10 protein-coding genes and 1 pseudogene are annotated in these 11,684 nt (G+C 63.2%); 2 read left to right on the top strand and 9 right to left on the bottom strand.

Annotation, left to right across the window (positions count from 1 at the left end; genetic code table 11):
- Nucleotides 1–100: 100 nt before the first annotated feature.
- The 3 genes from ACO550_RS03490 to ACO550_RS03500 all read right to left on the bottom strand — a co-directional run bounded on the left by ACO550_RS03490 (nucleotide 101) and on the right by ACO550_RS03500 (nucleotide 3,309).
- The gene (locus tag ACO550_RS03490) at nucleotides 101–1,615 is read right to left on the bottom strand and encodes a tripartite tricarboxylate transporter permease (protein WP_315594695.1); all 1,515 of its coding nucleotides are present in this window, start codon (nucleotides 1,613–1,615) and stop codon (nucleotides 101–103) included.
- Nucleotides 1,616–1,649: 34 nt separating this feature from the next.
- Entirely contained in the window at nucleotides 1,650–2,123 is a 474-nt protein-coding gene (locus tag ACO550_RS03495; RefSeq protein ID WP_315594694.1) for a tripartite tricarboxylate transporter TctB family protein, read from the bottom strand.
- Nucleotides 2,124–2,340: 217 nt separating this feature from the next.
- Nucleotides 2,341–3,309, bottom strand: a complete 969-nt coding sequence (locus ACO550_RS03500) for a Bug family tripartite tricarboxylate transporter substrate binding protein (protein WP_315594693.1) — start codon at nucleotides 3,307–3,309, stop codon at nucleotides 2,341–2,343.
- A 424-nt stretch (nucleotides 3,310–3,733) separates the two neighbouring features.
- On the opposite strand from ACO550_RS03500, the gene ACO550_RS03505 reads away from it, so the two are divergent.
- Complete coding sequence (locus ACO550_RS03505; RefSeq protein ID WP_315594692.1) at nucleotides 3,734–4,228, top strand: hypothetical protein; 495 nt, start codon at nucleotides 3,734–3,736, stop codon at nucleotides 4,226–4,228.
- 30 nt (nucleotides 4,229–4,258) lie between these two features.
- On the opposite strand, the gene ACO550_RS03510 is transcribed toward ACO550_RS03505, so the two are convergent.
- The 6 genes from ACO550_RS03510 to ACO550_RS03535 all read right to left on the bottom strand — a co-directional run bounded on the left by ACO550_RS03510 (nucleotide 4,259) and on the right by ACO550_RS03535 (nucleotide 11,373).
- Nucleotides 4,259–6,037, bottom strand: coding sequence for a diguanylate cyclase (locus tag ACO550_RS03510; RefSeq protein ID WP_315594691.1), 1,779 nt, complete (start codon nucleotides 6,035–6,037; stop codon nucleotides 4,259–4,261).
- A 173-nt stretch (nucleotides 6,038–6,210) separates the two neighbouring features.
- Nucleotides 6,211–7,440: an MFS transporter gene (locus tag ACO550_RS03515; RefSeq protein ID WP_315594690.1), complete on the bottom strand. Its 1,230-nt coding sequence runs from the start codon at nucleotides 7,438–7,440 to the stop codon at nucleotides 6,211–6,213.
- 108 nt (nucleotides 7,441–7,548) lie between these two features.
- Nucleotides 7,549–8,715 (bottom strand): DNA polymerase IV, encoded by a 1,167-nt coding sequence (gene dinB, locus ACO550_RS03520; protein WP_315594689.1) that lies wholly within the window; start codon nucleotides 8,713–8,715, stop codon nucleotides 7,549–7,551.
- A 124-nt stretch (nucleotides 8,716–8,839) separates the two neighbouring features.
- On the bottom strand, nucleotides 8,840–9,736 hold the full coding sequence (gene rarD / locus ACO550_RS03525) for an EamA family transporter RarD (protein ID WP_315594688.1): 897 nt from the start codon (nucleotides 9,734–9,736) through the stop codon (nucleotides 8,840–8,842).
- 163 nt (nucleotides 9,737–9,899) lie between these two features.
- On the bottom strand, nucleotides 9,900–11,039 hold the full coding sequence (locus ACO550_RS03530) for a TRAP transporter substrate-binding protein (RefSeq protein ID WP_315594687.1): 1,140 nt from the start codon (nucleotides 11,037–11,039) through the stop codon (nucleotides 9,900–9,902).
- Between the two features lie 127 nt (nucleotides 11,040–11,166).
- Complete coding sequence (locus ACO550_RS03535) at nucleotides 11,167–11,373, bottom strand: hypothetical protein (RefSeq protein WP_315594686.1); 207 nt, start codon at nucleotides 11,371–11,373, stop codon at nucleotides 11,167–11,169.
- On the opposite strand from ACO550_RS03535, the pseudogene ACO550_RS03540 reads away from it, so the two are divergent.
- Nucleotides 11,372–11,684 (top strand): annotated as a pseudogene (locus ACO550_RS03540) (carbohydrate porin); the annotation flags it as partial. The gene ACO550_RS03535 and the pseudogene ACO550_RS03540 sit on opposite strands and share 2 nt — an antisense overlap.

The raw sequence follows: 11,684 nt of genomic DNA on the forward strand, positions 1-11,684 counted from the left end.
GGCGGGGTGGTTCTGATTGCCGATGTCGCGTCTTGAGAGGCTGGCCCTCTCCCCCGGCCCCTCTCCCGCGATGCGGGAGAGGGGAGAAACCACAAGTAGTTTATGCGGCGTTGTCGGCTTCGGCGCGCGAGGTCGAGCGGTTGGCATGCCAGCGCAGCACGCGCGGCACTACCACCACGGCTACCGTCATGGCCAGGATGGTGGCCGAGATCGGTTGCTTGATAAACAGGCTCCAGTCGCCCTGGCCAATCGACAGCGCATTGCGCAACTGCTTCTCGGCCATCGGTCCCAGGATCAGGCCTACGATCACCGGCGCGGTCGGGAAATCGAAGCGGCGCATCGCCATGCCCAGCAGGCCGATCACGAACAGCAGCAGCAGGTCGAACCACGACTGGCGGATACCGTATGCACCCAGGCCCGCGAAGATCAGGATGCCGCCGTACAGCAGCGGCGTCGGTACGCGCAACATGCGCACCCACAGCCCGATGGCCGGCAGGTTCAGCACCAGCAGCATCACGTTGCCGATATACAGCGACGCCAGCAAGCCCCACACCAGATCGCCCGAGGTCTGGAACAGCATCGGACCCGGCTGCAGGTTGTAGTTCTGGAATGCTGCCAGCAGGATGGCCGTGGTGTTCGACGTCGGGATGCCCAGCGTCAGCAGCGGGGCCAGCGTAGCCGTCACCGCCGCGTTGTTGGCGGCTTCCGGTCCGGCCACGCCTTCGATTGCGCCCACCTTGCCGAACTCCGCCTTGTGGTTCGACAGCTTCTTCTCGGTGGCGTATGACAGGAACGTCGGAATCTCCGCACCACCGGCCGGGATCAGGCCGAACGGAAAGCCGATCAGCGTGCCGCGGATCCACGCCGGCACCGAACGTTTCCAGTCCGACTTGGTCATGTGTACCGAACTGAGCTTGTTGAACGTGCCGTCCGGTTGCGGGAAGAACGCGTTGAACAGTGCTTCACCCACGGCGAACAGGCCCACTGCCACCACGACGATATCCACGCCGTCATAGAGCTCCTGCACGTTCATCGAGTAACGCGTCTGGCCCGACAGGGAATCCATGCCGATCAGGCCGATGCCAAGGCCCAGGAACAGGCTGGTCATGCCACGCAGCAGCGACGAACCCAGCACGGCCGACACGGTCGTGAAGGCCAGCAGCATGATCATGAAATACTCGCCCGGGCCGAACTGCAGCGCAACGTCCGCAGCAACCGGCGCGAACATCGACAACAGCACCGTGCCGATCGTGCCGGCCACGAACGAGCCGATCGCGGCCGTGGCCAGCGCAGGGCCTGCACGGCCGTTCTTGGCCATCAGGTTGCCTTCCATGGCGGTGACCATGGTCGACGATTCACCGGGCGTGTTCATCAGGATCGACGTGGTCGAGCCACCGTACATCGCACCGTAGTAGATGCCGGCGAACATGATCAGCGCGGCGGTGGGTTCCACCTTGGCGGTCAGCGGCAGCAGCATGGCCACGGTCAGTGCCGGGCCAATGCCAGGCAGCACGCCGATGGCGGTACCCAGGAAGCAGCCCACCAGGGCCCACATCAGGTTGATTGGCGTGATGGCCACGGCAAAGCCGTGCATCAACTGGTTCAGGGTATCCATCTAAAGTTCCTCCCGTTGGCGTTGGGGTACGGGCTCAGAAGCCCGCTACCGGCAGCAGCGGCAGGTTGATGCCGAGCAGGAAATCGAACAGCGCCCACATCGGCACTGTCAGCAAGAGGCCGATCGCGGCGTCGCGCACGATACGGCGGCTACCGTAGCCGCGTGCCACGCACACCATCATCAGCGTCGACGAAAAGACAAACCCCAGCGTGCCGATCAGTGCCATATTGGCCACCAGGCCAATTGCCACCCACAGGAAGCCCTTGAAGTTGTGCGGCGCCGATGGCAACTCGGCATCCTCTTCCGGCATGTTCCTGAAACCGCCGCGCACACCTTGCCAGGTCAGCAACGCGCCGCAGACGGCCAGGCCGATGGCTACCAGCGTGGGCACGAAGCGCGGCGACAGGCCGGCATAACCTTCGTCGCCCGAAATGCCCGGTATTCCGGCAAAGAAAAACACGGACACCGCCAGGACGGCGACACCGATGCAGACATGGGATGGCTTCATGATGGGGCTCTCGGATGGTCCTGCCACCCACGCGGTCACGGGGCCCGGTGACGATATTGGTATGTTTTTCGGTGTTGCGCAGGTGGCGGCACCGGGGCCCCGTGCCGTCCTCCGTGCTGGAACCGATCAATGATCGGCAGCCGGGCGGGAACGACAGGTTGAAACGAACTTCCGCGACAGACTACTGGCTACGGCTGATGCTTTGGTACTTTGATGCTTACTTGGCGACGCCCAGTTCACGCAGCGTGCCACCCAGGCGGGTCGACTCCGCTTCCACGAACTTGCCGAACTCGTCGCCGGTCAGCAGGAACGGGGTCCAGTCGTTCTTCTGAACGGCGTCCTTCCAGACCTGGTTCTCGGTGCCCTTCACCACGGCGTCGATCAGCGCCTTGCGCTGGTCTGCGGTAATGCCAGGCGCGCCATACACGCCGCGCCAGTTGTAGATCTCCACGTTGACGCCCTGTTCCTTGAGGGTAGGAATGTCAGCGGTGCGATCCTTCGACGTCACGGCCAGCGCGCGCATCTTGCCGGTCTTGATGAACGGCAGGAATTCAGACACGCCCGCGATGCCCACCGTCACGTGGCCACCCAGGATCGACGCGGATGCCTCCCCGCCGCCCTGGAACGGCACGTAGTTGATCTTCTTCGGGTCCACGCCAACGTCCTTGGCGATCAGGCCGGCCAGGATGTGGTCGATCGAACCTTTCGAACCGCCGCCCCAGCTCACGCTGCCCGGGTTGGCCTTGAGCTGCGTGGTCAGGTCCTTGAGCGACTTGATCGGCGAGCTGGCCGGTACCGTGATGACCATCGTGTCGGCGAACAGTCGCGCGATCGGCGTGGCGTTCTTGAGCGTGACCGGCGGGTGGTTGGTTTCGATTGCGCCGACCATCACCGCACCCGTCACCACCAGCGCGTTCGGGTTGCCCTTGTCGCTGTTGACGAATTGCGTGAGACCGATGGTGCCACCGGCGCCGCCCTTGTTGTCATAGGACGCGCTCTTGGCCGTACCGGCAGCTACCATCGCCGCACCGATGGCACGGCCGGTCTGGTCGTAGCCACCGCCCGGGTTGGCGCCGATCATCACCTTGAGGTTGTCGACCGCATAGGCCGGAGCGGCCACCACGGCGGCGGCCAGCGTCGCCGAAGCAACGAAGACATGGGTAAAGCGGGCAAGCATGCGAGGCATTGCGGTCTCCTGTCTTTTTTGAATGTGTGGTTGTGCTTTTACGGTTGACTTTGGGTCCGCACGGATACAGCGGTAGCCATGGCCCGGATTCTAGAAGGGTGAAACTGTCAAAACCCTGTCAAAACGTCTGCTTTCGAATCGGGGTTTACGTGGTGTTGTCTGCTTTGTCCGTGGCGTGCCAACCCGCTGCTTGTCGTTTTTTGGCACCGGGGCATGACCCAGATCTGATCTGCACATCTTTGACTTGGCGCGCGTCAGACATCTCACTACGATTGATCTCAGTTGCCTGCCGCACCGACTTTGTCGCGGACGGCGCAGCAGGACAACAACTGAGATGGACCATTGCACAACGATGCGATGGCCGATTCGGGATTTATTTCGGGTAGTTCGGGTGTCAAAAAAGAAGGGTGTCACAGGGGTCAACATGGATACAACGATCAAGGCATCGGACGGCTGGCCGCCGGAGCTCGATGGGGGGGCCGATCGCGGCCTGTGGAAAAGCACCGTGGCCGCTGCCAACCAGGCGCTGGAGGCCGCCAAGGGCATGCAGGCTGCCGTGGGGCAAACGCTCAAGCTGCAACACAAGATCATGGCGTTGCGCGACGAACTGCATCGTGCCGAAGCCGAGCGCGATCTCTATCGCGACCTTCACTCGCGCACTGTCGATGAACTCAATCACACGCTGGACCTGAGTCCTGCCGAATGGCAGCGCCTGCGCGCGGACAACGAAACGCTACAGATCCGGCATCGCGCCTACAAGCTGCTGGTGCAACATTACGCGCGCAGTGGCACACCCATCGATCCAGCTACCTTTGCGGACCAGCGCAGCCGTGTGCAGCAGCACATCCTGTTCCAGCGCCGCAAGGGCATTCCGGTTTCGGTCATTTCCGCCGACGATATCGGGTTCCTGTTGCGCTGAAACTCGCCGAGGAGTCGTCCATGAACTGCCTTATCCCTGGACAGGCGGCGCCGCTGCATTGCCGGCCGGCGCATCCGCCGCGCGTACCTGATTGCGCCCCGCTTCCTTGGCGGCATATAGACGGCGGTCGGCCGTCGCCAGCATGGCATCGAGCGTCTGGCATTCGTCGCTCACGGCTTCTGCGACGCCAATCGACACCGTGAAGTGGATGTGCGTGTCGCCAGTGTCGGCGGCATCGGGGGCCGGCACCACCGCGATCGCCTGCACCGCGGCGCGCAGGCGTTCCGCCGTGGCTGCTGCTTCAGCCAGCGTGGCACCGGGCAGCAGCACGGCGAATTCCTCGCCGCCAAGACGCGCTGGCAGGTCGACCTCGCGGAGGTTGTGGCGCAACACATCGGCCAGCGCCACCAGTACATGGTCGCCGCTGGCGTGACCCCATCGATCATTCACACGTTTGAAGAAATCGATGTCGAGCATCAGCATGGCCAGTGGCTGGTGAGCGCGATCAGGCTCGCGGCTTTGCTCGCGGTCCCGGCGCGCGGATTCCCTGCCGAAGAGTTCACCAAAATGCCGACGGTTGGCCAGGCTTGTCAGCGGATCGGTCTCGGCAAGCTGTTGCAGCCTCTCGCCGGCGGCCAGGTAATGTCTGAACAGCAGCGTCACCACGCGCAACGTCACGAACATCAGTAGCGGCAGTGCCAGCCAGATCGCCAGCAATGGGGTACTCGTGCGCTGCAGTACCGCGCGATAGACCTCGCGGTCGGTCAGCGTGTCCAGCATCAGCCAGTTGCCCAGATGCCCCACACCCTGGAAGAACAGGTATTTGCCATTGGCATGGCGCATGCCCGAGCCGGCATCGAACAGGTCTTGCAGCGGCACGCTGCGCCATACGGGATCGATATCGTCTGGCCAGCGCAGGCTGGTTCCGGCGACCGGGCGGCTCGATACGATGATGTCACCTTTGCGATCCATCAGGAAGCGCGCGGATTCCATTTCTTCCGGCGTACCGATCAGCGTGCGCAGATGTTGCAGGTCGACGTCGACAGCAACCGCGCCACGAAAGCGGTTCTGCACGTAGACCGGGATGCTCAGCGTGGTCCGCAATTTCGTACTTTCGAATTGCGTGTAGACCGGCGCCCAGCGGACGCCGCGCTCCGGATCGTTTTCCGGCAGCAGGTCACGGTAGTACGGGATGCTGCTGAAGCGACGGAGCAGGGCGGGGGCCTTGTCTGGTGCAAGCATCGGATACGTGACGTAGATGCCGTTGCTTGAAATGAAGCTCACATTGCCTTCGGCGCTGGTGAACTGCAGGTTCTGGTTCAGGCTCAGCACATGGCTCAACTGGCGCGCGGCGAACAGGTCCGCACGCAGATCGTCATCGCGGCGCGCGAAGCCCTCGAGGCCTTCCAGCGTTCCGGCAGACACGCCGATCACGGGCGCATCGCCCAATGGCACCGGCATTTGCCACACGGGTTCATTGCGCGAGCGGAAAGCCTGCTCGATAGCGGGATCGAAAGGCACTGCGTCAGGGCCCTGCTGGATCGCGATCAGCTGCTGCGCGTAGTCGCGCACGAATGCGAGCTTGAAGCGCTCGGCGGAGAAGACCGCGTCGACACCGAGTGCGCGCAAGGTGAGGTCATGCTGCCGGCTCGAGAGAACGCGTTCCTTCAGCAGGTACAGGTCCCTGATACCGACGGCGAGCATCAACAGCATGGCCAGGCTGAAGCCCACCACCACCACGCGCTGTGGATGCATGAGGGCCGCGCGCGGCAGCCAGCGCGGGCGCGGCAGCAATTTGCGCCATGACATCGAACGTCTCCCCGGCAAGGCCCGCGCGTGGCGGACGTGAAAACGCGTTCAGCTTGCAGCGTGCAACATCGATAGCGGCCAGGCACTGCGCGGCGCTCGGCACAGTGTAGTGCAGGCACGCGTTGCGTGCCATCGCGCAGGCTTGCCGGGTAGCCTGCGCGATAACGTGGAACTCAGCGTGGTTCGGTACGGAAGTACAACAACGCGACGGCGGGCAGCGCAAACCCGATCCAGCTTGCGAGCGGCCAGCCGGCATGCGCATAGGCCCATGCGCCGACCGACGATCCGATCGCACCGCCAGTGAAGAAGATGGCCATGTAGAGGCCATTGAGACGGCTGCGATGTTCGGCGGATAACGCGAAGATGGCACGTTGGCCGATCACGAGATTGGTCGATACCGCGAAGTCGAGCAGCACCGCGGCCGCCGTCAGCGACAGCAACGACAGCAGCGAGCCTTCTGCCCCCACACGGCTCAGCAGGAAGGAGCCGGCGCCGAGCACCAGTGCCAGGGCAGTCATCTGGCGCCCATGGCCGCGATCGGCATAGCGGCCCGCCATCGGTGCGGCAATGGCGCCCGCCACACCCACCAGCGCGAAGATCGCAATGCCGGTCTGCGACATACGGAACGCGGGACCTGCCAGGTAGAGCGGCGTGGTGGTCCAGAACAGGCTGAAAACCCCAAACATGCTGGCCTGGTACGCCGCCCGGCGACGCAGCACCGGTTGTGTACGCAGCAGATGGATCATCGAACCAAGCATCTGCACATAGCTGACGCCGGGCGCGGGTTGGCGCCGCGGCAGCTTGCGCGCCAGCACCACGCCCAACAGCAGCATGGCCACCGCGGAGATGGCGAAGATCGCATGCCAGCCGAACAGGTCCGCAACCAGGCTCGATACCGGGCGCGCCAGCATGATGCCCATCAGCAGTCCGGCAGTGACATTGCCCACCACACGCCCGCGCTCATGCTCCGGAGCCAGATGCGCGGCAAAGGGCACCAGTACCTGTACCGCCACCGAACACAATCCGATCGCACAGCCGGCGATCAGGAACACGCTTGCGTGCGTGGCCAGCGCGGCGGCTACCAGCGCCACGGCACAACCGCCAATCAGCGTCAGTACAAGCTTGCGGTTCTCGACGATATCGCCCAGCGGCACCAGCAATAGCAGTCCGGCGCAGTAGCCAATCTGGATCAGCGTCACGATCAGCCCCGCGATTGCAGGGGACAGTTGCAGCGCGTGTGCAATCGGCCCTACCAGCGGCTGGGCATAGTAGAGGTTGGCAGCGAGCATGCCGCAGGCCACGGCCAGCAGCGGCGTGATCCAGGCGGCTGGCGCGGCAGATCGTTGTCCGCTGTCGGTGATGGAAGCGGCGGAGGAGGTGGGAGTGTTTGTGGACGTGGGCATCGGCGGAATCCGGGCGCCTGGGGAAGCCGCCGATTCTACCGGGAGATAGATAGAGACGTATGACGTGGGGTTATTACGGTTGCGCCCAGTACGTTACATCACGGCGCGTCACGTCACATCGTCGTCGAAATGAAACTCTTCCTGGACCGGCGCCGGATTGTCGCCCTGGTCGGCGGCGGGCAGCAGCGCACTGACACGGACGCCCAGCAGGCGGATGCGGCGCTCCAATGGAATGCGCTTGAGGCACTCGGTTGCGCCGCGGCGGATCGTGGCGCCGTCAGCGGTATGCGCGGTCATCGTTAGGTCGCGCGTCACGGTGTGGAAATCGTCAAAACGCAGCTTGATGCCGACCGTGCGGCCCACGTAGCCCTTGCGCCGCAAATCATCGGCCACGCGCATGCAGAGTTTCGTGAACTGTTCCGACAACAGCGGCCGGTCGGTGCGCGGGTGCAGGTCACGCTCGAACGTGGTTTCGCGGCTCATCGACTTGGGCTCGGAACTCACCACCACCTGGCGCTCGTCGCGGCCATGCGCCACCTCGACCAGCCAGCTTGCGTAGTTACGGCCAAAGTGGGCTTGCAGCACGCTCTGGTCCGCCTCGGCCAGATCACCGACCGTCTCGATACCGATTGCCTGCAGCTTCTCGGCGGCCTTCGGTCCAATGCCATTGACCTTGCGCGCAGCCAGCGGCCAGATCCGGGTCGGGATATCGGCGGGAGTGAGAATGGTCAGGCCATCAGGCTTGTCCAGCTCCGAACCGATCTTGGCCAGCAGCTTGTTGGGTGCCACGCAAATCGAGCAGGTCAGGCCCGTCGCTTCATTGACCGCCGCCTTGATACGGCCAGCCACCTCGCGCGCCTCACCCTCGATATCAGTCAGATCGATATATATCTCATCGATTCCACGATCTTCTATCTGTTCGGTGAATAATCTGACCGCCGACTTGAATAGCCCCGAGTAGCGGCGATAGGCATCGAAATCGGTCGGCAAGAGGATTGCGTCGGGTGCAAGCTTGGCCGCCTTCATCATGCCCATGGCGGAAAACACCCCCAGCGCACGTGCTTCGTAGGTGGACGTGGTCACCACGCCACGCCCAACGTAGTCCCGCAAGCGCGCGTAGCGCCGCGATCCATCGGGCAGCGTTTCAGGAATTGCATTGCGGCCACCGCCAATCACCACCGCATGGCCGCGCAGGTCGGGATAGCGCAACAGTTCGACTGACGCGTAGAACGCGTCCATGTCGAGATGGGCAATTCGCCTGGCGGTCGGGGGCATGAAGGCGTTTCTATACTGTATAAACGTACAGTATAGTGTGGCAACCTGATTCGCGGAACGGGCGCACGCGCAACATCGCGAGACTATTAGCGGGAATTATTGAATCTGCTTAATTTTTTAATTATCAATTTGTCGCATCGATAATTCGCTTAGGCGTCAGCCGGCTCATGAGCACCCCCTCCGCAGCGTAGATGGCCAGCGAGATCCAGATCAACGCATAGCCAATCTGCTTCTGCGCCGGGAACGGCTCGTGATAGAGCCAGATGCCGAGCAACAGCTGGATGGTCGGGCCAGCGTACTGCAGCAGGCCGAGCAGCGAGAGCGGAATACGCCGCGCGCCGGCCGCAAAAAACAGCAGCGGCACCGCCGTGATCGGGCCGGCCAGCAGCAACAGGACCTGCGTACCCGGTGCTGCGCTGCGTGTGGTGTCGTGGCCGGTCAGGAACAGCGTGCCCAGCGCGACCGCGGCCAGCGGAAACAGGATCAGCGTCTCCAGCGACAGTCCTTCGAGCGCACCAAGCGCGCCGGTCTTGCGTAGCAGGCCATATCCGCCAAACGAAGCGGCCAGTCCCAGTGCAATCCAGGGTAGTTGCCCCGCAGACCATGTCAGCCAGAGCACGCCAGCCGCCGCAATGGCAATTGACAGCCACTGTCCCCAGCGCAGCCGTTCATGCAGCAACAGCACGCCAAGCAGCACGCTGAATAGCGGATTGATGAAGTAGCCCAGACTGGCATCGACCACGCGATCGGCCGATACCGCCCAGATATAAAGGAACCAGTTGCAGCACAGCAGGCCGGCACTGGCCGCGAAGTTCAGGATCAGGCGCGGATTTGCCGCCACTTCGCGCAGCCAGCCGAAATGCCGGCGCCATAGCAGGATCGCCCCGAGGAATACCAGCGACCACACCATGCGGTGCAGCAGGATTTCCAGGGGCGCCACGCCGTGCAGCGATTTGATGTAAAGGGGCAGCAGGCCCCAGATGATGTACGCCAGCAGGGCGTAGAAGATGCCGAGTTGCATGGGAATGTCCCGGGTAGATGTCCGGTTGTGGGGCGGATTCTACCGGGGTGGCGCAAACGGCGTTGGCTCGCGGTTCAAGCCTGGGGGTGGGCAAGAGGGCGGGGCCCTTCAGGTCGGCCCCCGTTATGCATACCCATGTGCGGAACGGGGGGCAACTGCCTGCTTACAGCTTGCGGGCGAAGCTGAACTGCGAGAACGCCTGCTCGGCCACGTTGAACCACGCGGCCTCGTTGTTGCGGAACACGCGCCAGTCGTCAAAGATCTTCTTGAACGATGCGTTCTTGGCGCTTTCCTCGGCGTACGCTTCCTGCGTGGCCTTGAAGCAGGCCTCCATGATCTCCTTCGAGAACGGACGCAGCTTCACGCCGTTTTCCAGCAGGCGGGCCAGCGCTTGCGGGTTCACGGTGTCGTACTTGGCCATCATGTTGGTGTGGGCCTCGATGGTGGCCGTTTCCAGCGCGCGCTTGTACAACTGGGGCAGCTTTTCGTACTCGGGGGCCGATGCGTAGAACGACAGCTGTGCGCTGCCTTCCCACCAGCCCGGGTAGTAGTAGTACGGCGCCACCTTGTAGAACCCGAGCTTTTCGTCGTCGTACGGCCCCACCCATTCCGCGGCGTCGATCGTGCCCTTCTCCAGTGCCGGGTAGATGTCACCGCCAGCAATCTGCTGCGGTACCACGCCCAGGCGGGACAGCACCACGCCGGCAAACCCGGCGATGCGATACTTCAGGCCCTGCAGGTCGGCCACGGTCTTGATTTCCTTGCGGAACCAGCCACCCATCTGGGCATTCGTATTGCCGCCCATGAAGTTGACGACGTTGTACTCCTTGAAGAACTCGCGCATCAGCTTCATGCCGTTGCCCTGCATCATCCACGCGGTCTGCTGGCGCGCGGTCAGGCCAAACGGAACCGTCGTGTCGAAGCACAGCGTCGGGTTCTTGCCGAAGTAGTAGTAGCCGGCGGTATGGCCGATCTGCACGGTCTGGTTCTGCACGGCATCCAGCACCTGCAGGCCCGGCACGATTTCACCGGCGGCAAACACCTTGATGTTGAACTTGCCGTCGGTCAGTTCCTTCACCCGTTGGCTCAGCAGCTCGGAGGCACCGAAGATGGTGTCGAGCGACTTCGGGAAACTCGATGCCAGGCGCCATTCCACGGCGGGGTTGCTGCCGACGACCGCCGGGGCTCCCGGGGCACTGGCCGACGCGGCGGGTGCGGCGGGCTTTTCTTCCTTGCCACAGGCCGCAAGCGCGCCAGTGGCGGCTACTGCCGAAGCTTTCAACAGGAAGGAACGACGTTCCATGGACATCTCCTCTTATATTGATATGTATGCGTGACTGCCTTGACCCAATGTGCTGCCCGGAAGACAGGTCGGACGATTATAGCGGTGACGTTTTGGGCACGGAGCCCCGCATGGATGGGGGTTTTCGCTAGGAATGCAGCACTTCTGCAACGGTCCCGCAAAGCCGCTGGGACATGCTCGCAATTGGTGCCGTTTGGGTTTCGTAATGTGGGATTTCCCACGGTTTTGTGCGCAGTTGATGGATTTTGTAACCCGGCTTGCGGTCCAAAAGTTCGCCTGATAAAAACTGAGCCCTCCCTCCCGGAGTTTGTTCACCCGGTTCCGTTGTTTCCATGCCGCAATCCGTACTGTTTCCCATCCGCTACCTTGCCCGTCGTCGTCTCGCGTTTGCCGTCCTGGCCGCGTGGGGGGTAACCGCATGTGCACAGTCCGGCAATTCGGTGACACCGCCGCCACTGATTGCGGAGAACGTTGCGCCGCCAAGGGCATCTGCGGCCACCTCCCTGGAAACCTCCGCCGTAGCGGCTGGCGCCGTACCCGCTACTGCGGATCCGCTGGCGGAACTGATCCAGTCGGCCACCACCTTGACCACGGTCGCCCAGGCCGCAGCCCCCCAGGCAGATGCCAACCCGGACTTCGTGGGTC

The organism is Cupriavidus sp., assembly GCF_057315035.1.

Bases quoted from the DNA above. Each gene is read 5' to 3' on its own strand.
- ACO550_RS03530 (WP_315594687.1), bottom strand. From the start codon at position 11,039: ATGGAACGTCGTTCCTTCCTGTTGAAAGCTTCGGCAGTAGCCGCCACT.
- ACO550_RS03510 (WP_315594691.1), bottom strand. From the start codon at position 6,037: ATGTCATGGCGCAAATTGCTGCCGCGCCCGCGCTGGCTGCCGCGCGCG.
- ACO550_RS03515 (WP_315594690.1), bottom strand. From the start codon at position 7,440: ATGCCCACGTCCACAAACACTCCCACCTCCTCCGCCGCTTCCATCACC.
- ACO550_RS03535 (WP_315594686.1), bottom strand. From the start codon at position 11,373: ATGGAAACAACGGAACCGGGTGAACAAACTCCGGGAGGGAGGGCTCAG.
- ACO550_RS03505 (WP_315594692.1), top strand. From the start codon at position 3,734: ATGGATACAACGATCAAGGCATCGGACGGCTGGCCGCCGGAGCTCGAT.
- ACO550_RS03490 (WP_315594695.1), bottom strand. From the start codon at position 1,615: ATGGATACCCTGAACCAGTTGATGCACGGCTTTGCCGTGGCCATCACG.
- rarD (WP_315594688.1), bottom strand. From the start codon at position 9,736: ATGCAACTCGGCATCTTCTACGCCCTGCTGGCGTACATCATCTGGGGC.
- ACO550_RS03500 (WP_315594693.1), bottom strand. From the start codon at position 3,309: ATGCCTCGCATGCTTGCCCGCTTTACCCATGTCTTCGTTGCTTCGGCG.
- dinB (WP_315594689.1), bottom strand. From the start codon at position 8,715: ATGCCCCCGACCGCCAGGCGAATTGCCCATCTCGACATGGACGCGTTC.
- ACO550_RS03495 (WP_315594694.1), bottom strand. From the start codon at position 2,123: ATGAAGCCATCCCATGTCTGCATCGGTGTCGCCGTCCTGGCGGTGTCC.